Source organism: Enterobacter sp. PGRG2, from assembly GCF_030291195.1.
Lineage (GTDB): Bacteria > Pseudomonadota > Gammaproteobacteria > Enterobacterales > Enterobacteriaceae > Enterobacter_D.
The window spans coordinates 2,131,408-2,155,019 of sequence record NZ_CP127837.1 but is presented as its reverse complement, the minus strand read 5'-3'; the positions used below and the strand labels follow the sequence as shown (position 1 = coordinate 2,155,019).

Genomic DNA, 23,612 nt, shown 5'->3' with positions numbered 1-23,612 from the left:
AAAACAACAGACTGGCGGGGCGTTAAGCCCCGTTAAATAATAGTTTAAATCTGCTTACTTATTTTTTATCAATGCGAAGGCGGGTGCGCCTGAGTTCGGCCGCCAGCTGCCAGACGTTAAGCAAAACCACTACGGCTGTGGCGGCAAACACCCAGCGGAATCCGGCCATCGCGGAGACGGTCGCGCCCATCAGCGGACCAGCGACGTTGCCCAGATACATAAACGACTGGTTGTAGCCAAAAATGCGTCCGGTGACCTGATCGCTGGAATATTTTAGCAGCAGCGTCTGCACTGCCGGCAGCATGGCGCCATCCACAAAGCCAAGCAGAAAACGCAGGATGCCTAATTGCAGCGGCGAGGTGACAAAAGACATGGCGAAGAACAGCCCGACGGCGCAGATGAGCGTCGCCATCAGAATGCGGGCGGTACCGATGCGATCGCCAAGCTTACCGAGCCGGGGCGCGGAGATCAGCGCCGATACGCCCGGAATGGCGGCGATCATACCGCTAAGAAACGCAATATTGGTACTGTCCGGTGACAGCGACTGAATAAACAGCGCCAGCACCGGTCCCACGGATCCATTACACAACTGGATCACCATGGTCGTGACGAACAGGCTGATCACCAGCCGCGGATAAGGCAGCGAGGCAAATACCGCTTTGCCGGACAAACGCTGCGCTTTGCTGATTTTTGGCCGTACGCCTTCTTTGATCAGGAACAGCGTGACCAGAAAACTGACCACCAGCAGGATAGCGGTAATGAAAAATACCGCCCGCAGACCAACATGATCCGCCAGAAAGCCGCCCATCAACGGGCCGCCGATCACGCCGCTGATTTGCGCCGTGGACAGGGTGCTGAGCGCCCAGCCGCTGCGCTCGCGGGGCACCTGCGAGGCGACCAGCGCCATCGCGTTGGGAATGTAGCCGGAGGTCAGCCCCATGATGCCGCGCAGCAACAGGAGTTGCCAGACGTTAGTGGCGAAGGCCTGTAACAGAATGGCGATGGCCATGCCCAGCGAGGCGCGCAGCAGCATCAGCTTGCGGCCCTTGCGATCCGCGAGGCTGCCCCACATCGGCGAAACAATGGCCGACACCAGAAAGGTAATGCTGAAGGTCAGCCCTGACCACATTGACAGCGCTTCATGTGAAGTGACGCCGAGCTGCGCCACATACAACGGCAGAAAAGGCAGGATCTGACTGATCGCCAGGCCGGTGAAAAAACAGCCGAACCAGACGGAGATAAGATTTACTTTCCAGGCTTCCATAACAGGTTGTCTTTCTTGTGTAGATCACCCATTAGCGGCACAGGCCGTAGCCGCGCATGCCAAGGTGAAAATGATTTGCGTGGGCCGCATTGTACTCCGGGCCCAGCCCGTTGCCGTAATAGTCGCAGCTGGCACTGAGCATCGCCTGAAGCCAGGGCTGGGTTTTATCCACTTTCCAGCCACGCAGTACGCTGACTTGCTGACCGGAGGCGAGACGAAATCCGCTGATATCCAGCGCATCCGCCGTGGCGTGTTCGCTGAGGCGCGCATTCTCGCGGTGATAAATATTACGGCAGGCATAGCTGCCGAAATGGTCGATGCGCACCAGCGAGCTACCCATAAACTTCTGCGTCAAAGGCCGCGCCTGTTGATCGACAAACAGCGCCGAGCTTAACGCCAGCGGACATGAGGCCAGAAAACTGCTGCTGAGCTTTACCGGGCCAAAATCGCGCACCCGCACCGCGTTGGTGAGCGGACAGCTGCCGGTGGTGTTGGCGACCGACCGCGTGGTGATCAGCCGCTGCTGATTGGCCTCTGCCAGCAAGGCGGCGCACTGCTCAGGCGGCAAGCGTCGCAGCTTAAACTGGGTAATGACGCCGGGCGGATCGCTTAAGCGCAGCGGCGTTAAGGGGTTATACCAGGAGGGCAGATGGCGATACGCCATCACGCCCGCCCCCAAAAGAACCGCGACAACAATCAGGCTTTTTCCTTTCACGCGTTCTCCTTTCAGGCTGAAGAAACATTATATCAGAAGGCCGGGAATCCGCCGTTTTGACGTGGTAAGGTAGAGACTTTCATGACGTTAATGAGTGGATGTGGTGATGAAGAAGTTGCGGGTAGGCGTGGTGTTTGGCGGTAAATCGGCGGAGCATGAAGTCTCATTGCAGTCGGCGAAAAACATCGTGGAAGCGATGGACAAAAACCGCTTCGAGGTGGTGTTACTGGGTATTGATAAGCAGGGACAGTGGCACGTTAATGATGCAGAAAATTACCTGCTGAATGCCCATGATCCGGCGAGCATTGCGCTCAATCCTTCCGCAACCCGCCTGGCGCAGATCCCAGGCCAGGCGGAACAGCCGCTGATTAACGCCGACAATGGCGAGCCGCTGCCGCACATTGACGTGATTTTCCCGATCGTGCACGGCACGCTGGGGGAAGACGGTTCTTTGCAGGGTATGCTGCGCATGGCGAACCTGCCGTTTGTCGGCTCAGACGTGCTCGGATCCGCCGCCTGTATGGATAAAGACGTCACCAAGCGCTTGCTGCGCGATGCCGGACTGAACATCGCCCCCTTTATCACCCTGACGCGGGCAAACCGCCAGCGCTATTCTTTCGCTGAGATGACCTCGACGCTCGGCCTGCCGCTGTTTGTTAAACCGGCAAACCAGGGGTCTTCCGTTGGCGTCAGTAAAGTGACCACTGAAGCGCAGTATGAGGCGGCGGTGCGTCTGGCCTTCGAATTCGATCATAAAGTCGTGGTGGAAAAAGGCATTGTCGGTCGCGAAATCGAATGCGCCGTGTTGGGTAACGATGAGCCTGAAGCCAGCACCTGCGGCGAAATCGTGCTTAACAGTGAGTTTTACGCTTACGATACCAAGTACATTGATGATAACGGCGCGCGGGTGGTGGTCCCGGCGGATATCGATCCGGCGGTCAATGACGCGATCCGTAATATTGCGGTACAGGCATATCAGACGCTGGGCTGCGCCGGGATGGCGCGCGTGGACGTATTCCTGACGGCGGAAAATGACGTGATTATTAACGAAATCAACACGCTGCCGGGATTCACCAATATCAGTATGTATCCCAAGCTGTGGCAGGCAAGCGGTATCGGTTATACGGATCTGATTAGCCGTCTGATCGATCTGGCGTTAGCGCGCCATCAGGCCGACAGCGCGCTGAAAAGCACCATGAATTAATCCGGCGTTTTCGCCGCCGTCTCGTCTTCTGCGGGGCGGCGGCGAATAATCAGCCCCGCCAGCCAGAAGCTAATCACCCAGGTCACCAGCCCGACGGCATACGTCTGCCACCCCTGCGCCTCAAATCCCAGTAGTCCCACCACGCCGTTAAGAATGAAGATCAAACCAATGGCAAACGCATAATAATGCCAGTCACGGCGAATTTTCTCAGGCAGTTTCATAACAACTCCGTAGGCTAAAAAAATATCCTCGCATATTTGCGCCTGCACGTCTGTGCGGCATGCGGAAAATCTTAAATGTTAATGAATAAATATATATGTTACAAAAATGTGAGTGCCAGCAAAAATTGATTATTCTTCCCCGCGTTACGGTGCAATTTGTCACCAATCTGATATTGACATTCACAATGTCCTGTCAAAATAAACTCAGTATCACCGGCTTTGAGCCGACGTTCATCATGAGTAGCGGAGGTCGATATGGCAGACTTTACTTTGTCGAAACCCTTTTCGGATCGGAAAGGAAAAAAGCGTGACGCCTCCACCCCGGGTAACATTGCGTATGCCGTATTTGTACTGCTCTGCTTCTGGGCCGGTGCGCAACTGTTAAATCTGCTGGTGCATGCGCCTGGCGTGTTTGAACATCTGATGCAGATGCAGGATGTAAACCGGCCGCACGTTGAAATGGGGCTGGGCGTAGGGACCATTTTTGGTCTGGTCCCCTTCCTCATCGGTAGCGCCATTCTTGGCGTCATTGCCCTGCTGCTGCGCTGGCGGCGTTACGACTAAGCCTTTTATTTCTGTCCCATGCAGCGCGCCCGACGATCGTCCACACGCTTAGCAAACCAGGCGGTCGTCAGGTTGCGGGTGATTTTCGGGCTTTCCAGCTGAATGCCGGGCAACATCTCTTTCGGCTGCGCTTTCCCGCTTTTCTGCTCTGCTAAACGATACACTTCTCGATAGAGCGCGGTCTTTTCAAACGCCAGACTGTCGCCCTTCTCCAGTTGCTGACGAATTTCACGCTCGCTCATATCCAGTTTGCCCGCCAGTTTTCGCACTGCCAGCTCGGTTTTACCCGGCTCGCGCGTATCATAACGGATCAGATCGCCATCCAGCGCCAGCTTCACGCCGCTGGCTTTGCTGACCGCATTCTGGAACGCAGCATTGCGGCTGGCGTACCATCCGGCATTAAAATCGGCGAAACGGTAGATCGGCGCGGAGTAACTGGCGGGATAGTTAAGCAGGTGATAAGTCCCGAACCACAGACCGCCGCGGCGGGTGAACACTTCCTGACGCACCGAGCCGTCCATCTTCCACGGGTAACCGCTGGCATGCTTTTCAGCAAAGTCGATGCTCACCTGCATCGGCCCGCCGGTGTGCACCGGATTCAGCGAACCAAAGAGCGTCTGCCCCAGCGGTACGCGGTCGATCAGGTCGTCGAAAATCGCGCTGAGCTGCTTTTCGGTCTTCACGTTATCAAGACGCTCGCTGTAGCTTTTGCCCGTCGTTGAGTTGATTTTCAGCGCGGTGTGCACAACAAACGAGGGAATGTGCAGCCGCGCGGCGCGCTTGTCGATCTCCTGCCAGGCGATTTTGCTCAGCCCCGGCACCGGGGGATCGGCCTGATAGTTAGACTCCTGCTGCGCCACCGCCAGCACCGAGCAGATGTTTTCCAGCGTCGGCGCCAGCGACTGGCTTTCAAAGGTGGCTGCCAGGTCCTTCGCCCACGCATCGCGATCTTTCACGCTGGCGGGCATTTTCGCCCGCACCACGCCTGCCACATCAACCGGCTTCTCGCCCTCTTTCAGCGGCGTCGCACGCTCTGTGCTACATCCGGCGAGGATAAGACCGGCCAGAATCGGGATAAAACGTGGTGCGATCAAAGACATACTCTTTCCCTGTATCAGCTCAGTGTGGTGACAACGTCCGGCGTTTCCTCGTTATCGAGGGTGCGTTCGAAGGTACGCAAACGCTTGTAGATAGACATCAGTTCCACCAGCGTTGTCCAGGAGTTGATCAGATACTGGAAGGAGCTGCGCACCTGGTCAAATACGTTGGTGATCTGCGTCATCAGTCCGAGCGTGATGGTACCGGCAACAATCGACGGGAACAGCAGGAAAAGGCCGAAAACGTTATCGATTTGCAGGTAAAAAATACGCGCGATATTGAAGTACATATAGTGAAAATAGAGGCGGAAATAGTTACGGCGCACCGCGGCAAACAGCTCGCGCACGGTAGGCGGATCGGCACGCTCCGGATCGTCCTCGCCATACACCAGCTCTTTACGATAGGCCGCTTCCACGCGCTGATTTTTAAACTCCAGCCCCGGCAGTTTGATACCCACCACCGCCAGCAGGCCGGTGCCCACCAGCGACCAGAGGATAGCCGCCACCACCAGACCATAGGGGATATGCCCGATAATGGGGAGCTCCGGCACGTGTGCCGACAGCGTCACCAGAATCGGCAGGAAAGCGATCAGCTTCATAATGGCGTTGAGGAAACTGACGCCCATGTCTTCCAGCGTACTGGAGAAGCGCATGGTGTCTTCCTGCACACGCTGCGCGGCCCCTTCGATATGGCGTAAACGCTGCCAGTGCGCCATGTAATATTCGTTCATCGCCGTGCGCCAGCGGAACACATAGTGGCTGACGAAGAAGTTATTCAGCACCGCCACCAGCACCGCGATCAGCGCGATACCCAGGAAGACGCCGATTTCGCGATAGAACTGGCCCAGGGTAACTTTGTGCGGCGCGCTGAGCGCGGTCTGGATCAGATCGTAAAAAGGCGCGTACCAGGCGTTAATCGCCACGCTCACCTGCACCATAAACCAGGTGACGAAGATGATCAGTGCCGTGCCCAGAATCGACCAGTTCTGCCAGCGATGCGGCGCGGCTTTATACCAGAACAGCGCAAAAATCCCCACGCAGAGGGCGTAGTAAGCGTAAAAGACCAGATAGCCGCCCGACCAGAAGCGCGCAGCGCCAATCGGGACGTCATCAGACGCACCGGCAATGTGTTGTAGCCAGTCGCCCCCGCCAGCCTGCCAGAAAATAACGGCAATCAGCGCCCAAATAAATGCCGACAAAAAGAATGGTCCCGGCTTTGGGAAAAAAGACTTAAACATATCTGCTCCTGAAGCTTCTCATTTTTATAGCGAACAACGTGCTTAACGGATGAAATCCGCCTTTCAGACCAACCGGCGGTGGCTTAGTTCGCCTGCCACTCGCCAAGAATTGTTTCTGTGGATTTCACCTGCACCGGATTGCCGGGCATGATCAGCGTGCGCCAGACCTCATTGTGGTGAGCAATCAGCGACGCCGCGTCGACCGCGGCGCGATTCGCTGTGGTGTGAGCATCCTCTGCCACTGTGATCGCGTAACCGCGGCTGGCCCCGGTTTTGATCGTGGTATCGACGCAGTAATCTGTCGCACAGCCGCAAATCACAAATTCGCTAATGCCGTTATCTTCCAGCAGCTGCGCCAGTTCGGTTTTATAAAAAGCATCGCAGGCGGTTTTCGTCACATAGTTCGCCCGTTCTGGCTGAACAAGTTCGGGTAATAATGCGAAGCCTTCGCTCCCGGCTTCCAGACCACCCTCTTCGCAGTGCTGGATAAAAATCACCCTGTCTGCGGCTTGTGTTAGTTGGTTAATACACATGACGCACTGCTCACGCTGCAAACGCGGAGTGGCGAAAACACCGTTCTGCATATCCACAATCATGACTACCCGTTTGGCTGACATCGCTTTGCCCCTGAGAAAATTGCCGAAGTTTAGGAGGTTACCATAAGGCTGGCGTCACAGAAGCAGACATTAGGGGGCAAGAAAACCCGTCTGTTTACGCATCGTTACGTTTTAACCGCGAATAATGCCCTTTTCCGGGCTTTGCATCGGGCAACTAAATAGTATAAATACGCATAATCTTCTTAATTCTTTGATGGATACTTCGTTGAAACGTTGTCTGCTTTTATCCGTGATGCTGGGCGTGCTGAGCTTCTCGTCGGCCAATGCCGCACAACCCTCGCTCGATCCGGAATTTGCCTCTGATGTTGTCGATCGCTACGCAAACCATATTTATTACGGTAGCGGCGCCACCGGCATGGCGATGGTGGTGATCGATGGTAACCAGCGGGTGTTTCGAAGTTTTGGTGAAACTCGACCGGGCAGCAACGTCCATCCGCAGCTTGATTCCGTGATCCGCATCGCTTCGATTTCCAAGCTGATGACCAGCGAGATGCTGGTGAAACTGCTGGATCAGGGCGTGGTTAAACTTAACGATCCCCTGAGCAAGTATGCCCCGCCAGGCGCACGTGTTCCGACTTATAACGGCACGCCTATTACGCTGGTTAACCTTGCCACCCATACCAGCGCGTTACCGCGTGAACAGCCGGGCGGCGCGGCGCATCGTCCGGTATTTGTCTGGCCAACACGCGAGCAGCGCTGGAACTGGCTTTCTACCGCTAAGCTGAAAAGCGCGCCGGGAGCGCAGGCAGCCTATTCAAACCTGGCCTTTGATCTGCTGGCGGATGCGTTGTCCACCGCAGCAGGCAAACCCTATCCGCAGCTTTTCGAAGAGCAAATTACCCGTCCGCTGGGTATGAAAGACACCACTTTTACGCCGTCGCCGGATCAGTGCAAGCGGTTGATGGTGGCCGAGAAAGGCGCGAGTCCCTGTAATAACACTCTGGCAGCCATCGGCAGCGGCGGCGTGTACTCGACGCCGGGCGATATGATGCGCTGGATGCAGCAGTTCCTCTCCTCCGATTTTTATGCGCGTAATAATCAGGCCGATCGGATGCAGACGCTGATCTATCAGCGCACGCAGCTTACGCGAGTGATCGGAATGGACGTCCCCGGCAAGGCTGATGCGCTCGGTCTTGGCTGGGTGTACATGTCACCTAAAAATGGCCGTCCTGGGATCATTCAAAAAACCGGCGGTGGCGGCGGTTTTATTACCTATATGGCGATGGTGCCGAAAAACAATGTCGGCGTTTTTGTTGTGGTCACCCGTTCACCGCTGACGCGTTTTGTAAATATGAGCGACGGCGTAAACGACCTGGTCAGTGAGCTGAGTGGCCATAAGCCGGAAGTGATCCCGGCATCCTGAGCCGCTGCGCACGTTCAGTAATCCAGGGGCAGGCGGTTAATGCAGACCAGCTTGCCCTTCTCCATGCGAATATAATCACCCTGCCTCAGTGCCGCCAGCACCTCTGCAATGACCGAACGTGAAATCAGCGTGCGCCGCTGGATATAGGTCATAACGCCTATACGGGCGCGCAGAGCATCATCCCATTTCGCCATCGTCAGCAGCGTTGCACGTATTTGCGCATAGGAGCTGGTGCCAATCAGTTGCTGGTCGCGCGCTTCCAGCGCCCGGTTTTGCCAGGTCATCCAGTAGAAGGCGTCCCGCCAAAGCTGATATTTATCCAGAAGTTGTAACGTGGTACTGGCAGGAAGATGATAGCCGCGACAGGATGTTTCAACATGCAGATGATAGTGTTCCTGCGTCGGCATTGCGCCGATACCGAGCCCAAAAATCCCCGGTGCGGCTACGACGCCAAGCAGCAACCGATTATTCTGGCGTTCTAAAGAAATTGCCCCTTCAAGGAAAACGTAAGTACGCAGTTCATTACTCTCTTCCGGAACGATAACGCTGCCCTGGGCATATTCAAAGGGCGTTCCTGAAGGCATTAACCGATGATTCAGACGATGAAACTCGTCTACCGGTTGGCTGTTGATCATTTTTACTGTCTTTCCTTGCTGATAAACCCGCCAGTTGCCTGGCGGGCTTTATTACACAACAGGTGAACAAAAACGATACTGTTCTTACCAGGTATATTTCACACCAACATTCGCGCCCCAATCCTGCTCAACGTCGCCGCCGCCCAGGTAGGTTGCATCGCTGTAAGCGCTGAAGTTTTTGGTAAAGCTAAACTGGGTACCCAGTCCAACACGAACCGCTGAACCTTCAACACCATTGTCGATGTCGTCGTTGTTAATTTCTGCACTGTTGTCGGCGTCGTCATACACCCACGCCAGTTTGAAGTACGGGGTCAGCGCCTGGTCGGCACCGTAATTGAAGGTGTAACCCGCATCGAAGCCCAGTTCATAACGCAGGCTGTCATAAGACTGACCGTCCATACGCATGTCGTTGCTCAGCTGATAGTCATCGCCCGACTGGAACAGACCATTGATGCTGGCATAAGGCGTCAGATAACCGGTGTTATCGAACTTAAAGTCATAACCCAGTTTCAGACCGAAGCCCCAGGCGTCTGTTGAAGAATCACCATCAACATACTGGCCGTTGCTCATAGTGGCTGACAGGTCATTATTGAAACGGTTGTAACTTAATGAACCATCCAGGAAGACATCGTTGGCAAAGCGAGCGGAAGAATACAACCAGGCAGACTGACTGTCCTGATCAACCTGACCCGTTCTGTCGCTGATGTCGCCTTTTGCGAAGCCCGCCGCAGCACCGATGGTCCATTTAGCGTTGTTGCCTTCAACCAGGGAGTCAACACCCACCATGATACCGCTGGCATCCTGATCGTAAGCAATGGTGCCGTTATCGCCGTTGTAGCTGCCGCCAAAGTAGCTTACCCATGCCCCGCCGTTATCGGCCAGACCATGGCGGCCATTGGTCAGGCGAGCGCCTAACGTGTCCTGCTCAAGGTTCCAGATATTGGTATTGGCAGACGGAATGCTCAACGCCATGTTGGCGTAATCGGTCAGCTCTTTCTGCTTGAGGATAACGGTATTGCCGTTCTGCTCAGCCTGATAGGTGTAAGCCCCCAGGTCGGCTTTGTTGGCAGCGGAGAAGGTAGCGTTACTGTTCTGGTCGTTAATGTAGATAAGTTCTTTATCTTTGTATTCGGCAACAGAACCGGCACCGGTGGCGTTATCGATACGCACTTTATAGTTACCGGTCGCAGCAATGACGTTGTCAATGGAGCTGTTATCCAGTTCATCGCCATTATTGATATCGCCGTTACCGTTAACGGTCAGGTGACCATCAGAATTCATGGCGATAGTACCGTAACCGTAGTTAGCCTGCGTTTTATCCCAGGTACGGTCGTTGACCAGATCCGCATTCAGTACATAATCGCTGCTGTGGATATTGAACACACCGGACACCACATCACCATGGTTATCCGCAACGTTACCGCTGGTCAGTTCCAGTTTATCGGTGCTGAAGACGCCGTTGTCATACTGATCGACATTAACATCTAATGCGCCGCCGTTTGTTACGGTGATGGTATTGGCGTACAGAGAGTAATCACCATAGTGAGTGACGTCATCATTCAGCGCAACGGTACTGAAGGTATTAATCGTCAGGTGATCGGTGTTTACCTGACCATCTTCACCAATGTTCATTGAAGAACCGTTGGTTAATACGATGGTATCTGAAGTTAAACCAGAGTCAGTTACGTTTACCTGAGAGCCATTATTTACTGCCAGGCTATCAATAACGGAACCATTAACGGTATCCCATTCAGAACCGTTATTTAAGGTTACATTAAACACGCCGCTCTGGAATACCTGATTGCTGACAACGCGTCCCCAGTCATTGGCTTCAACGATAGCGCCCGGAGTAAGACTATTAGTCGCCACATCGTACATTGTCGCAGGCGCAATATCGTCAGCATAAATATTTGCTGAACCTACCCACTTGCTGCCGTTGTCCAGAGTAATATTCAGCTCATCAACATTCTGTGCGTCGTCAACCCAGCCACCATTAGTGTCCAGAATGCCGTCACCATTAGAATCATGACCCGTTGAATAGAAAAACTCGCCGTCATCATTCCAGTTACTGGTAAATTCAACATCGCCCAGCAGAGTAGAATGATTGAAATAGACGTTGTTCTTCATTGAGTAATGTGAAGCCGCGTTGTCTGTGAAAGACAGGGCTACGTCATTTGCGCCACCATTTCCTGCGTAATCACTCGGCTCTTCTGAGTTTCCGAAATGACCGCCAAACACGCCGAAATTATCGTCCTCATATGATTCCAGCGGACTTTGCGAACCGGAAGTCACTGTGGAATTGGCCACACTGATAGTGTTATCCCACTGATGATATTCGGAGCCGTAATTCGTATTGGTGGTATCCCCCTGGCTCAACGCAATACCTGCAACGCGTGAGTTATCAGAGATATTAATATTGCTTTCTACATCCAGATTAACGGCTACGCCGCGGGAGGTATAGAAAGACTCGTTCGTGGATTTCCCTGTCGTACCGTCCAGATAAGTATCTGTAAAGTAAAGCGCTTCATAGTCATCGTCAATGGTAGAATTGGCGACGTTCAGTGTAAATATATCGCCATCGTACCAGTTAGTATCAACGATGGTCGTGCCGTCGTTGAAAGAATACCCTTCATAGGTGCGAGGCAGGTAGTCGCCCGTGTCCGGGTCGGTGGAGGCAGGGGTTATACCATAATAACCAAACGGCAATTCTGAGGTAATGGAACCATGAATATTTGAGTTTGCGATGTTTACCGTATTATCTGAACCTGACACATAGTCATGATTTAAATAATAAGTTGAAATGGTACCATTAACGGTATCACCATTGAAGGATTGATCATAATCAGCGTTGGTGTTGTTATGATAAATAAAACCACTGTAAGTGACATAGTTGCCATCAGAGCCTGGAGCATCCATGTTACCCCAGTCCAGTACAGTAGAAGTATTGTCGTGATAGCCCCAGGTATTATAGGTTGCAGCATTTGCCTGAGAAGCGATTGCCAAAGTGCAGGCTAATGCCAGTTGAGATACAACGAGTTTCTTTTTCCAGGAGTGCATTTGTCATCCCTCCTCAGGGATTTAATTCGTTAGCTCGTAAAAATAGAACAGCAATAATATTGCCACCCCGGGAATTATGCGGTGGAGGGTTAGGAAAGTTCAACTAATCCGCTCATAAAGTACGAATCCAGACATAATAAACAGGCACGACAGCCAACATGTTAATTATCCAGTGAAAACAACTGGTTATACCAGCTCATTTTCATCAGGGGACGATCTTTTAAGATTAAAATCCAGATATACATTGATATCGATGATTATTTAAAAATCGTCATTTAGCAAACCTATAATTATTTATAAAAATGAAAAACGTAGTTAGCAAATAAATATATTAATACGAATTTATATTGCAGGAAATATATTACGAATTCACGTTACGCCAGTCTGCCACGGCGGTCTGTAAGGCCAGTTTGGTGAAACATCGCGGTCAAATTGAGGTAAAATGCCATGGTGTCCCACCAACATCAGGCAAATCATGACCGACTTAATCACCCGCCCGCGCCGTCTGCGCAAATCACCCGCACTCCGCGCCATGTTTGAAGAGACAACACTGAGCCTTAACGACCTGGTGTTACCAATTTTTGTTGAAGAAGAACTTGCCGACTACAAGGCCATCGATGCCATGCCGGGCGTGATGCGCATTCCGGAGAAGTTTCTCGCCCGCGAAATTGAACGCATTGCGAAGGCCGGGATCCGCTCGGTGATGACTTTCGGCATATCACACCACACTGACGCCACCGGCAGCGATGCCTGGAAAGAAGACGGTCTGGTGGCGCGTATGTCGCGGATCGCGAAAGATGCCGTGCCGGAAATGATCGTGATGTCCGACACCTGTTTTTGTGAATACACCTCCCACGGCCACTGCGGTGTGCTGTGCGAGCACGGTGTCGATAACGACGCAACCCTTATCAATCTTGGTAAGCAGGCGGTAGTCGCCGCGGCCGCCGGCGCTGATTTTATCGCCCCGTCCGCCGCGATGGATGGTCAGGTACAGGCGATCCGTCAGGCGCTTGATGCGGCTGGCTTCAACGATACCGCCATCATGTCCTACTCCACCAAATTCGCCTCTTCGTTTTACGGCCCGTTCCGTGAAGCCGCCGGTACCGCGCTGAAAGGCGATCGTAAAACCTATCAGATGAACCCCATGAACCGTCGTGAAGCGATCCGCGAATCCCTGCTCGACGAAGCCCAGGGCGCAGACTGCCTGATGGTGAAACCGGCAGGCGCTTATCTGGACATTCTGCGCGATATTCGTGAACGCACGCAGCTGCCCCTTGGCGCATACCAGGTAAGTGGCGAGTACGCGATGATCAAATTCGCCGCTCAGGCGGGCGCGATTGATGAAGATAAAGTGATCCTCGAAAGCCTGGGCGCGATCAAACGCGCCGGTGCGGATCTGATCTTCAGTTACTTCGCGCTGGATCTGGCGGAACGCAAGATCCTCTAATCAACAGGGCGGGGTTATCCCGCCTTTTTTATGCCTTTTATATTCCCGCTTAACGATTTTATTTATTCATACCGCTGAAATGTAAACGTCATCATGCCCTTCTACTGTCTGCATCAGGACGGGAGGAGGAGCCAACATGTTTAGCCTCGATAATGTACTCGACGACCTCTGGCCGCAGGCCAGACCGGCACCCTGGCAAAAAAATGCGTTGCGACGTCTGTTCTATGAAGAAGAGTTTCAGCAGTTCGCCGCCCGGCATCGTCATCTGAAAGGGCTGGAGATGGTCGAGCAGGTGCTTGAACACTTACAGATCCGCTGCACCATTCCCGCTCACGACCTTGAACAAATCCCCGAACATGGCCCGCTGGTGATCGTCGCCAACCACCCTACCGGTACGCTTGACGGCCTGGCCCTGCTGTATGCCGTCTCCCGCGTGCGCCGCGATGTAAAAGTGGTCACCAATCGCATGCTGAGCCATCTGGAGCCGCTGAGCTCGTTGTTTATTCCGGTCGATAATCTGGGCGGGCGCACGCGAAAAGCCTCGCTGCAACAGATGGAAAATCAGTTACAGGATGGCGGCGTGCTGATCTTCTTTCCGGCGGGGGAAGTGTCGCGCCTGACCCGCAGCGGCATACGCGATCGCAGCTGGCAGGCGGGCTTTGTCAAAATGGCGGCGAAATTCCGCACTCCGCTGCTGCCGGTGCATATCCGCGCCCACAACAGCGCGCTGTTTTACGCCAGTACGCTGATTTCCCGGACGCTGCCGTTGCTGCTGCTGATGCAACAGATGTTCCGCCGTCGCAACAGCAGCCTGCCGATCAACATCGGCCAGCGCATTCCCTGGGATAGCTGGTACAGTCCGCAAAGCGCCTCGCGGGAGATTGCCGAAAAATGCCGTCAGCACCTGATGCATTTAAGCAAAAACCAGCCCGGCATCTTGCGAACCGAGTGCGCCATTGCCCGTCCGGAAGATCGTCTCACGCTGAAGCGGGCGCTGGGCAAAGCTGAATGCCTGGGGCAAACCGCCGACGGGAAAACCATCTATTTATGGCAGCGTAACGGCGAAGAAGATGCGCCGATCCTGCGCGAACTGGGTCGCCTGCGTGAGATCGCCTTTCGCGCGGTGGGCGAAGGCAGCGGTAAACGCCGTGACACGGATCGCTACGATGATGACTATCTGCATCTGATCCTGTGGGATGAAGCGGATCTGGAAGTGGTTGGCGCATACCGTTTTAAGCCTGCTGCCAGCGCCCTTAACGCACAGGGCATCGAAGGGCTTTACAGCCACAGCCTGTTCCATTACGACGACAAAATGGCCGATATTCTGCAACAGGGCATCGAACTGGGGCGCAGTTTTATTCAGCCGCGCTACTGGGGACGCAGGGGTCTGGACTATTTATGGTCCGGTATCGGGGCGTATCTGGCGCGTTTTCCGCAGTATCGCTATCTGTTTGGACCGGTTTCCATTTCCGGCGGTCTGCCTCCCGCCGCGCGGGATTTGCTGGTGGCCTTTTACCGCCTGTGGTTCCCGCCTGCGCACCCCTTCGCCGCCTCGCGCCGCCCTTATCCTGCCAGTCTGCCGGATGTGCTGGCACAGTTTACCGGCGAAGATTACACCTCCGATCTTACGCGCCTGAAATCCCTGCTCGGCAATCTGGGCTGCGGCATTCCCCCGCTGTACAAACAGTATTCCGAGCTGTGCGAGCCGGGCGGCGTGCAGTTTATTGATTTCGGCAGCGATCCCGATTTTAACCACTGCGTGGACGGGCTGGTGCTGGTGGATCTCACCTATCTTAAAACCAATCGCTACGAGCGCTACATTGGGGTGCACCGTTAAACCTGCGGCGTCTTCCCGCCGGGAAAGACGCCATTTTACGGTTAATGGTGTGACATTTTTTTCATTTCACAGGTGAATGTTTACAAAATTAATTTTCCCTCATACTTTGGCTTAAGAGAGGGATGATGCCATTCACTTAATAAAACAATCCCTTTTTCGTGAATGGCGCATCATTTTTATCTAAATAGAATCCTAAAAATTGAGAAAATGAGTGCAGCAATATATTTACCAGACAATTAATAAATCTTGTTAAAAGATGCCCTAAAACATAATGATTGACACTTACCCTACCCCAAATTAATATCTTTAACGTTCTCAACTTCTAATTTTATTCAAGATAAAATCATGCCTGTTGTTTATAAAATGCAAACTATCGACAAAGGACATTTTACTACGCTCAGAAACACAATAGCCCGCGCACCCGCACCATTATAAAAACAACAAAAAAACTACAATAAAGGATGACTATTGTGGATAGTAAAATGCACGTCGGTATTTCTGATCATTTTATACAAAACCGTAAACCCGGTATTCTGGCAATTGGCGCGCACCCGGATGATATTGAACTTGGCTGCGGTGCGACCCTGGCTAATCTTGCTGCAAAAGGCTTTCACATTACCGCTATTATTCTTACTGCGGGTAATGCCGGTTGCCCTGCGGGAATAAGCCGTCATGATGAATCCCGGCTGGCGCTTAACACGCTGGGCTGTCAGGATTTATTCCCGTTTCATTATCAGGATACCCGCACCGATCATTATCTGGATGCTATTATCAACAGCATCGGTGAGGTGATAAAAGCACAGGAAGACGCTGGTATCAGGTTTGTGCGTACTTACACCATGCACGATAAAGACCGCCATCAGGACCACCGCGCAACCTATCAGGCCTCGATGGTCGCCTGTCGCACCATACCGCAAATATTGTGTTATGAAACGCCAAGCTGTCGTCTGTCTTTTATTCCGCAAGCCTTTGAAGAGTTTGATGAGAAGGCGCTGACGAATAAAATTGCCGCCCTTAAATTTCATCAAAGCCAGAAACATCGCGATTATATGCAGCCTGAGTCCATAAGAGCGCTGGCTCAATTTCGTGGTTTACAGGCAGGCATGAATTTGTGCGAAGGTTTCGTTGTGCAAAAAATGATTTTGTGAGAAAAAATGAAAACTATCATTTTTATTATGATGAGTATCACTATCCTTTGCTGGATCCTGCTGCGCTTAAATAAAAAACCCAGCCGGCGATATGGTGAAGTGGATGCCATTATTCCCGCCTATAACGAAGGCCCCTGCCTCGCCCAGTCACTGGATAATCTGCTGCGTAATCCTTATTTCCGCACGGTCATTTGCGTCAATGATGGCTCAACCGATAATACAGAAGCCGTAATGGCGCAGGTGAAAAAAAAGTGGGGCGACCGTTTTATAGCCGTGACGCAAAAAAATACCGGCAAAGGCGGCGCGCTGATGAATGGTCTGCAATACGCCACCTGCGATCAGGTTTTCCTGAGTGATGCCGACACCTGGGTGCCCTACGATCAGGACGGGATCGGCTACATGCTGGCGGAAATTGACAGCGGCGCGGATGCCGTTGGCGGTATCCCATCAACCCACCTTCAGGGTGCGGGCATTCTTCCCCATATTCGCGCCACGGTAAAGCTGCCGATGATTGTCATGAAGCGCACCTTACAGCAGTTTCTCGGCGGCGCGCCCTTCATCATCAGCGGGGCCTGCGGCATGTTCCGTACCCGGGTACTGCGTAAATATGGCTTTTCCGATCGCACCAAAGTTGAAGATCTCGATCTCTCCTGGACGCTGATCGCCAACGGTTATTGCATCCGCCAGGCCAATCGCTGCGTCGTTTACCCCCAGGAGTGCAATACCTTTCGGGATGAGTGGAAACGCTGGCGACGCTGGATTGTGGGTTACGCCGTCTGCATGCGTTTGCATAAATCGCTGATCTTAAGCCGCTTCGGCATATTTTCAATCCTGCCCATGGTGCTGGTGGTGATTTACGGCGTCATGACCTACGCGATGGTCTGGACGTGGAGCATCATTACGCACGGGCCCATAGGGATTGTGGAGTCTGTCTTCCCGCTGATCTGGGTGGGGATCGTCTGTGTGATCGGCACCTTCAGCGCCTGGTATCATCGCTGCTGGCTATTAATTCCGCTGGCACCTCTCTCTGTGTTTTACGTATTACTGGCCTACGCCATATGGATGGTTTATGGAATTATTGCCTTTTTCACTGGACGTGAACCTCAGCGCGACAAACCCACCCGTTATGCTGCCGTGGTGGAAACGCCGCCCGCTGCAACCGGCAAACCTGTCGCCGCTGATGATCAGCTATCTCAGGCTTGAGCCTTCGGCAACCGCTCCTGTGGAGATTGCCCCGACGGCGCTGATCGACGAAAGCGCGGGGGAAGTCCGCATCGGCCAGGGCACAAAAATTTGCCACGCCGCGGTGATCCAGGGGCCCGCGGTGATAGGCGCTCATTGCCTGATCGGCAACTACGCCTTTATTCGTCCCGGCAGCGTGCTGAGCAACAATGTCAGGGTGGGCTTCGCCACTGAAATCAAAAACGCGGTCATTGAAAAGAACGTCGCCATTGGGCCGCAATGTTTTATTGCCGACTCGGCGATCGGGCAGGACGCCTATCTGGGGGCGCAGGTACGCACCAGCAACCACCGGCTTGATGGCAAAACCGTCAGCGTCGATATAGCAGGAGAGCGGATCGACACCGGCTGTGAAAAGCTCGGCGCCTGGATTGGCCGGGGTGCGCGGCTGGGCATCCAGGTGATCATTTTGCCGGGACGCATTATCGCGCCGGATACCCTGCTGGGGCCGCGTATTCTGGTGGAGAAAAATCTGCCATCCGGCCGCTACAGCCTGAAACAGGAAATCATTCATAAGGAGATGACAGATGAGGCGAATTGCGCTGGCAATAACGGCAACCCTGATGTGCGCGCCGTTGCACGCGGAGCTCACCAGCCTGACCGCCGGCTATGATTTTAACGACTATTCCGGCTCCCATGGTTCGCGGAATATGCTGTTTGCTGAAATCAAAAATACGCTGGATAAGGGCGCGCTGGTGGTTAATCTCAGCGAAGGGGAGCGGGAATACGCGGCCGGTGAACGCTATCACAGCGTGCGGGGCCGCGCGTCCCTCTGGCATCGCTGGAATGACAGGCTGTCCACCCGCAGCAGCATCGCGCTGGCAGAAGATACGCCCGTTTTCGCCCGCCAGGATCTCCAGCAGGATGTAACGCTCAAAGTGCTTAAACCACTGCTGGTCACGGGAGGCTATCGCACTGCCCGGTATTATGGCGGCGTCGATGTGGACGCCTGGTCCGCAGGATTAACGTATTACGCGGGGCCGACCATCACCAACTGGCGTTATACCTGGTACGACTCACACGGCGCCGGGGACAGCTACAGTCATGTGGTGTCGCTGAAACTCAACGACGCCGCTGGCAAAGGCAGCACCCAGATGTGGTTTGCCTGGGGCAGCGGTGCCTATAACTATGACTGGGCGCCGGAGAGCTACACCGGCACCACGCAAAGCGTCAGCCTGCGCCGCGTACAGCCTCTGAATGCGCACTGGGTGCTGGGCATTACCCTCGGCAAGCAGTGGTACGATATGCCGCTGGAAAACTATACTGGCGTCAATGCGGCGCTTGATCTCACCTGGATATTTTAATCGCCCTTTCACTACGCCGGAGCAAACTGCACCGTCATAACGTTCATGACGGTGCAGTGGGTGTTCACCTTTACGCTATCCACATGAAATTGATGAGGTTTATTTCTGGCATCGCCTTTGCAACGCCTTTTCCGACTGGGTTTAATGGCGAGGCACTTCACGATGAACACAGAAACAACCACGTTAAAAAGAACGCTCGGCAGCTTCCGTCTGTGGGGCATTGCTGTTGGACTGGTGATTTCAGGGGAATATTTCGGCTGGAGCTACGGCTGGTCGCAGGCGGGCACGCTCGGGTTTTTGATTGTCGCCCTGCTGATCGCCGCCATGTACTGCGCCTTTATTTTTAGCTTTACGGAGCTTACCACCGCCATTCCTCATGCCGGTGGGCCTTTTGCGTATGCATATCGCGCCTTCGGGCCGACCGGCGGGTTTATTGCCGGATTCGCTACGCTGATAGAATTCGTGTTTGCGCCACCGGCGATCGCCATGGCGATTGGCGCCTACCTCAACGTTCAGTTCCCGTCGCTGGATCCAAAATGGGTGGCCTGCGGCGCTTACGTCATCTTTATGACGCTGAACATTCTGGGCGTCGGCATCGCCGCCACCTTTGAGCTGATCGTCACCCTGCTGGCGATTTTCGAACTGCTGGTGTTTATGGGCGTGGTCGCGCCTGGCTTCTCATGGGACAACTTTACCGCCCACGGCTGGGCTGGCGCGGAAAGCTTCAGCAGCCTGGCGCTGCCGGGGATGTTTGCCGCTATCCCCTTTGCCATCTGGTTTTTCCTCGCCATCGAAGGCGCATCCATGGCGGCCGAAGAAGCCAAAGATCCCCAGCGCACCATTCCCCGCGCGCTGGGCGGCGGTATTCTGACGCTCACTGTGCTGGCAGTCGGCGTGATGATATTTGCCGGCGGCGTTGGCGACTGGCGCGCCCTGTCGAACATTAACGATCCGCTGCCGCAGGCGATGAAAGCGGTGGTCGGCAGCAGCAGCGGCTGGCTGCACATGCTGGTGTGGCTCGGGCTGTTTGGCCTGGTGGCGTCATTTCACGGCATCATCATGGGCTATTCCCGCCAGATCTACTCTCTGGCCAGGGCGGGTTACTTACCGGCGCGGCTCGCCACCCTTAACCGCCGCACCCGCACGCCTCATCTGGCGATCCTCACGGGCGGCGTGGTAGGGATCGCGGCGATCTTCTCCGATTCGCTCATCACCATCAGCGGTATGCCGCTTACCGCCTGCATTGTGACGATGTCGGTATTTGGCGCTATTGTTATGTATATCACCTCCATGGCCGCGCTGTTCAAACTGCGCCGCAGCGAACCCCGGCTGATCCGGCCGTTCCGCGCGCCGCTGTTCCCGTATGCGCCAGCCTTCGCGCTCGCGATGGCGGTGCTCTGTCTGGTGGCGATGGTCTGGTATAACCCGCTGCTGGCGCTGATTTTTGCCGCCATGATGCTCGCGGGTTATCTGTGGTTTCGCAAAACCGCGTCGGCCCGCGAGCAGGCGGCGCTGGATCCGCAATTGCGGGCGATCTCCTGAGGAGACACCATGTATAAAACCACTCTGGCGCACCGGACCTACCGCTTCGCCAGCCTGAAAGATCTGCTGGCGAAAGCGTCCCCGGCGCGCTCCGGGGATGTGCTGGCGGGCGTCAGCGCAGAGTCTGCGGAAGAGCGCATGGCGGCAAAAATGGCGCTGGCGGAGGTGCCGCTGCGTAACATCCTTGCGGATCCGCTTATCCCCTACGAGCAGGACGAAGTCACCCGGCTGATTATCGATACCCATGACCAGGAAGCATTTCGCGACATCAGTCACCTGACGGTGGGAGATTTTCGCGACTGGCTACTGGAGGACAGTACCGACACGCAGACATTAAGCCGCGTCGCCCGCGCCATCACGCCGGAAATGGCGGCGGCCGTCAGCAAAATTATGCGCAACCAGGATCTGATCCTCGCCGCCAGTAAATGCCGGGTGATCACTCGTTTTCGCAACACCATCGGTCTGCCGGGGCACCTTAGCGTGCGCCTGCAACCGAATCACCCCACGGACGATTTAAAAGGCATTGCCGCCAGTATGCTCGACGGCCTGCTGTACGGCGCAGGTGACGCGGTAGTGGGAATTAATCCCGCCAGCGACAGCCTGCCGGTGCTGGAGCGACTGAATCATATGATGGCGGATATCATTGACCGCTTTGCGATCCCCACCCAGTCCTGCGTGCTGACGCACGTCACCAACACGCTACAACTGATTGAGCGCGGCGCGCCTGTCGATCTGGTATTTCAGTCGGTGGCAGGCACCGAAGCGGCGAACAGCGGTTTTGGCATCAATCTGGCGTTGCTGCGCGAGGCGCAGGAGGCGGCGCTGAGTCTTGGACGGGGTACGCTCGGCAGTAACCTGATATATTTTGAAACCGGCCAGGGCAGTTGCCTGTCGGCGGGAGCGCATCACGGCGTCGATCAGCAAACCTGCGAAGCGCGGGCCTACGCGGTGGCGCGGCATTTTGATCCGCTGCTGGTGAATACCGTGGTGGGCTTTATTGGCCCGGAATATCTCTATGACGGCAAACAGATCATCCGCGCCGGGCTGGAAGATCACTTCTGCGGCAAACTGATGGGACTGCCGATTGGCTGCGACGTCTGCTACACCAACCACGCTGAGGCGGATCAGGATGATATGGATACCCTGCTGACGCTGCTGTGCAACGCCGGGCTGACCTTCCTGATTGGCGTGCCGGGCGCGGATGACATCATGCTCAATTATCAGAGCACCTCCTTTCACGATGCGCTCTACGCCCGCCGTCTGCTCGGCCTGAAACATGCCCCGGAGTTCGCCGAATGGCTGACCCGTATGCAGATCATCGACAATAGCGGCCAGCTGCGCTTAACCGGTGCCAGTCACCCGTTGCTCAGCATTCTGCCGCAGGGAGCGACAGTATGAAAAATCCCGATGCCTGGTCATTGTTGCGGGAATTTACCGATGCGCGTATCGCCCTCGGCCGCAGCGGGGCCAGCCTGCCGACCCGCGAGGTACTGAATTTTGGTCTCGCCCATGCGCAGGCGCGCGACGCCATCCACCAGCCCTTTGACAGCCGCTCGCTGGAAAACGAATTAGCGGCGCTCGGCCTGCAAACCCTGACCGTTCACAGCGCGGCGGCAGATCGGCATATTTATTTAAATCGCCCGGATCTGGGGCGCAAACTGAGTGAGGAAAGCCGTGACGCACTGCGCGATCATCCCGTTGCCGCACACGATCTGCTGCTGGTGATTGGCGACGGGCTCTCGTCCCATGCGGTGCATCGCCAGGCGGTGCCGCTGATCGCCGCCCTGCTGCCGTATCTGCATACGCTGGGATTGTCCCTCGCACCTGTGGTGCTGGCGCATCAGTCACGGGTCGCGCTGGGGGATGACATCGGCGAAACGCTGAACAGCCAGGCGGTGGCGATTTTGATTGGCGAGCGCCCCGGCCTGTCGTCGCCGGACAGCCTGGGCGTTTACCTGACGTGGAAACCGGGCCGCACGCGGCTGGAGTCGGAGCGCAACTGCATTTCCAATATCCGTCCGGAAGGGCTGTGCCACGATGCGGCGGCGTTTAAGCTGGCATGGCTGCTGGAGCAGGCGTTTTTACGCCGTCTGACCGGCGTAAAACTAAAGGATGAAAGCGATAATCCGGCGCTGCACGGCCTGGTGAAGCCGCGCGTGCCGCTGACCTGAAACGCGTTTACGCCGTCAGCCAGCTTTTGATCTCCGCTTCCATTTCGCTTTGCAGTGATGCAGGTGCGAGGATCTTCAGGTGCGGGATCCAGTACTGCACCACCGGCAGGATCTCTTTTTTATGCGCCACCTGAGTGGTGACGATCAGGCCGCCATCGGCGGTGTGCTGTTCGATCACCTGCTCGTTGAGCAGATCCCGGCGCTGGAAATACTCCGCCACCTCCGGCGCCACGCTGAGCGTCACGCTGAACTTATCTTCCACGCCCCACACGCTCGGTTCCTGACGCATTTTTGCCAGCAGTTCTCCATCCGGCTCAAAGGTTTCAAAGGTACAATCCAGCGCGGTGATCTTGGTTAAGGTGAAGTTTTTCATGCGGTTTTCATGCCGCGCCGCCAGGTACCAGATGCCGTTCAGATTGGTGAGCTGATAAGGCTCCACCGCATAACGGCGCTCCTCGTTACGACGCAGGTAACGGAAGTTCACGCAGCAGTGCTCGTCAATGGCGCGCTGTAAACGGGAAAAGTGAACGGCCTGAAGTTCGCTGTCAATATAGCGATGCCCGTGTACCGTGATGGTCTGACTGGCGGTGGCCGAATGCATGGATGACAGCATGCGCTTATTAAAGCCCGGAAACAGTTCGCTGACGCCCGCCAGCCGCGCAAAGAGATCGATGCTGTTGGCATCGAAGCGTCCCAGCAGTCCGGGCGCAATTTTGTAACCGCCGCGTTCCGCCTGTGGCTCAATATCCAGAAAACTCAGGCGTTCGAGAATATCGCGCTTAATGGTGCGCGGATGCACGCCATACTCTTCCGCCAGTTGGTTTACGTAAAGCGTCTCGCCATTATTAAAACGCCCGAGAATTTCCCCAAGACGCGTAGCCAGCAGTTGGTGTTTATTTTCCATAATGCGGATCCTTGCCAGACATTAAATATAACCCTGCAAAGCATA

Annotated in this window: 21 protein-coding genes; 12 read left to right on the top strand and 9 right to left on the bottom strand. The window is 54.8% G+C overall.

Features of this window, described 5'->3' with window-relative positions:
- Positions 1-58: 58 nt before the first annotated feature.
- Positions 59-1,264 carry a multidrug efflux MFS transporter gene (locus QRD42_RS09330; RefSeq protein ID WP_072567493.1) on the bottom strand — a complete coding sequence of 402 codons (1,206 nt, stop codon included), beginning with the start codon at positions 1,262-1,264 and terminating at the stop codon, positions 59-61.
- Between the two features lie 31 nt (positions 1,265-1,295).
- Entirely contained in the window at positions 1,296-1,979 is a 684-nt protein-coding gene (locus tag QRD42_RS09325; RefSeq protein WP_321988692.1) for an extensin family protein, read from the bottom strand.
- A gap of 106 nt (positions 1,980-2,085) precedes the next feature.
- On the opposite strand from QRD42_RS09325, the gene ddlA reads away from it, so the two are divergent.
- Positions 2,086-3,183 (top strand): D-alanine--D-alanine ligase, encoded by a 1,098-nt coding sequence (gene ddlA / locus QRD42_RS09320; protein WP_321988691.1) that lies wholly within the window; start codon positions 2,086-2,088, stop codon positions 3,181-3,183.
- Here ddlA and QRD42_RS09315 read toward each other — a convergent pair.
- Entirely contained in the window at positions 3,180-3,404 is a 225-nt protein-coding gene (locus tag QRD42_RS09315; protein ID WP_072567490.1) for a DUF2754 domain-containing protein, read from the bottom strand. The genes ddlA and QRD42_RS09315 overlap by 4 nt on opposite strands.
- Before the next feature lie 255 nt (positions 3,405-3,659).
- On the opposite strand from QRD42_RS09315, the gene QRD42_RS09310 reads away from it, so the two are divergent.
- Positions 3,660-3,968, top strand: coding sequence for a DUF2755 family protein (locus QRD42_RS09310; protein ID WP_072567489.1), 309 nt, complete (start codon positions 3,660-3,662; stop codon positions 3,966-3,968).
- A gap of 5 nt (positions 3,969-3,973) precedes the next feature.
- Here the strand turns inward: QRD42_RS09310 and QRD42_RS09305 are convergent, their stop codons facing one another.
- From QRD42_RS09305 to QRD42_RS09295, 3 genes are all read right to left on the bottom strand, one after another.
- A complete protein-coding gene (locus QRD42_RS09305; protein WP_321988690.1) occupies positions 3,974-5,068 on the bottom strand; it encodes a DUF1615 domain-containing protein in 1,095 nt (364 codons plus the stop codon).
- Between the two features lie 14 nt (positions 5,069-5,082).
- Positions 5,083-6,303 carry a peptide antibiotic transporter SbmA gene (sbmA, locus tag QRD42_RS09300; protein WP_072567487.1) on the bottom strand — a complete coding sequence of 407 codons (1,221 nt, stop codon included), beginning with the start codon at positions 6,301-6,303 and terminating at the stop codon, positions 5,083-5,085.
- An 83-nt stretch (positions 6,304-6,386) separates the two neighbouring features.
- On the bottom strand, positions 6,387-6,920 hold the full coding sequence (locus QRD42_RS09295) for an isochorismatase family protein (RefSeq protein WP_321988689.1): 534 nt from the start codon (positions 6,918-6,920) through the stop codon (positions 6,387-6,389).
- A 205-nt stretch (positions 6,921-7,125) separates the two neighbouring features.
- Here QRD42_RS09295 and ampH point away from each other — a divergent pair, with 205 nt between their 5' ends.
- Positions 7,126-8,283: a D-alanyl-D-alanine-carboxypeptidase/endopeptidase AmpH gene (gene ampH / locus QRD42_RS09290; protein ID WP_321988744.1), complete on the top strand. Its 1,158-nt coding sequence runs from the start codon at positions 7,126-7,128 to the stop codon at positions 8,281-8,283.
- Positions 8,284-8,297: 14 nt separating this feature from the next.
- Here the strand turns inward: ampH and QRD42_RS09285 are convergent, their stop codons facing one another.
- Entirely contained in the window at positions 8,298-8,918 is a 621-nt protein-coding gene (locus tag QRD42_RS09285) for a helix-turn-helix domain-containing protein (RefSeq protein WP_318376347.1), read from the bottom strand.
- 84 nt (positions 8,919-9,002) lie between these two features.
- Positions 9,003-11,975 (bottom strand): autotransporter outer membrane beta-barrel domain-containing protein, encoded by a 2,973-nt coding sequence (locus QRD42_RS09280; RefSeq protein ID WP_321988688.1) that lies wholly within the window; start codon positions 11,973-11,975, stop codon positions 9,003-9,005.
- 475 nt (positions 11,976-12,450) lie between these two features.
- Here QRD42_RS09280 and hemB point away from each other — a divergent pair, with 475 nt between their 5' ends.
- The 9 genes from hemB to eutC all read left to right on the top strand — a co-directional run bounded on the left by hemB (position 12,451) and on the right by eutC (position 22,663).
- Complete coding sequence (gene hemB, locus QRD42_RS09275) at positions 12,451-13,422, top strand: porphobilinogen synthase (protein WP_072567482.1); 972 nt, start codon at positions 12,451-12,453, stop codon at positions 13,420-13,422.
- A gap of 136 nt (positions 13,423-13,558) precedes the next feature.
- Complete coding sequence (locus QRD42_RS09270) at positions 13,559-15,259, top strand: lysophospholipid acyltransferase family protein (protein ID WP_321988687.1); 1,701 nt, start codon at positions 13,559-13,561, stop codon at positions 15,257-15,259.
- Positions 15,260-15,741: 482 nt separating this feature from the next.
- Positions 15,742-16,407 (top strand): PIG-L deacetylase family protein, encoded by a 666-nt coding sequence (locus QRD42_RS09265; protein WP_072567480.1) that lies wholly within the window; start codon positions 15,742-15,744, stop codon positions 16,405-16,407.
- A gap of 6 nt (positions 16,408-16,413) precedes the next feature.
- The gene (locus QRD42_RS09260) at positions 16,414-17,610 is read left to right on the top strand and encodes a glycosyltransferase (protein ID WP_318363195.1); all 1,197 of its coding nucleotides are present in this window, start codon (positions 16,414-16,416) and stop codon (positions 17,608-17,610) included.
- A complete protein-coding gene (locus tag QRD42_RS09255) occupies positions 17,534-18,259 on the top strand; it encodes an acetyltransferase (protein ID WP_321988686.1) in 726 nt (241 codons plus the stop codon). Before QRD42_RS09260 ends, QRD42_RS09255 begins: the two co-directional genes overlap by 77 nt.
- Positions 18,174-18,950 (top strand): YaiO family outer membrane beta-barrel protein, encoded by a 777-nt coding sequence (locus tag QRD42_RS09250; protein ID WP_072567478.1) that lies wholly within the window; start codon positions 18,174-18,176, stop codon positions 18,948-18,950. Before QRD42_RS09255 ends, QRD42_RS09250 begins: the two co-directional genes overlap by 86 nt.
- 162 nt (positions 18,951-19,112) lie before the next feature.
- Complete coding sequence (eat, locus tag QRD42_RS09245) at positions 19,113-20,492, top strand: ethanolamine permease (protein ID WP_321988685.1); 1,380 nt, start codon at positions 19,113-19,115, stop codon at positions 20,490-20,492.
- Positions 20,493-20,501: 9 nt separating this feature from the next.
- The gene (locus tag QRD42_RS09240; protein ID WP_321988684.1) at positions 20,502-21,890 is read left to right on the top strand and encodes an ethanolamine ammonia-lyase subunit EutB; all 1,389 of its coding nucleotides are present in this window, start codon (positions 20,502-20,504) and stop codon (positions 21,888-21,890) included.
- Positions 21,887-22,663, top strand: a complete 777-nt coding sequence (gene eutC, locus QRD42_RS09235; RefSeq protein WP_321988683.1) for an ethanolamine ammonia-lyase subunit EutC — start codon at positions 21,887-21,889, stop codon at positions 22,661-22,663. Before QRD42_RS09240 ends, eutC begins: the two co-directional genes overlap by 4 nt.
- 7 nt (positions 22,664-22,670) lie before the next feature.
- Here eutC and QRD42_RS09230 read toward each other — a convergent pair whose 3' ends face one another.
- Positions 22,671-23,567: a helix-turn-helix transcriptional regulator gene (locus QRD42_RS09230; protein WP_072567474.1), complete on the bottom strand. Its 897-nt coding sequence runs from the start codon at positions 23,565-23,567 to the stop codon at positions 22,671-22,673.
- Between the last annotated feature and the right edge of the window lie 45 nt (positions 23,568-23,612).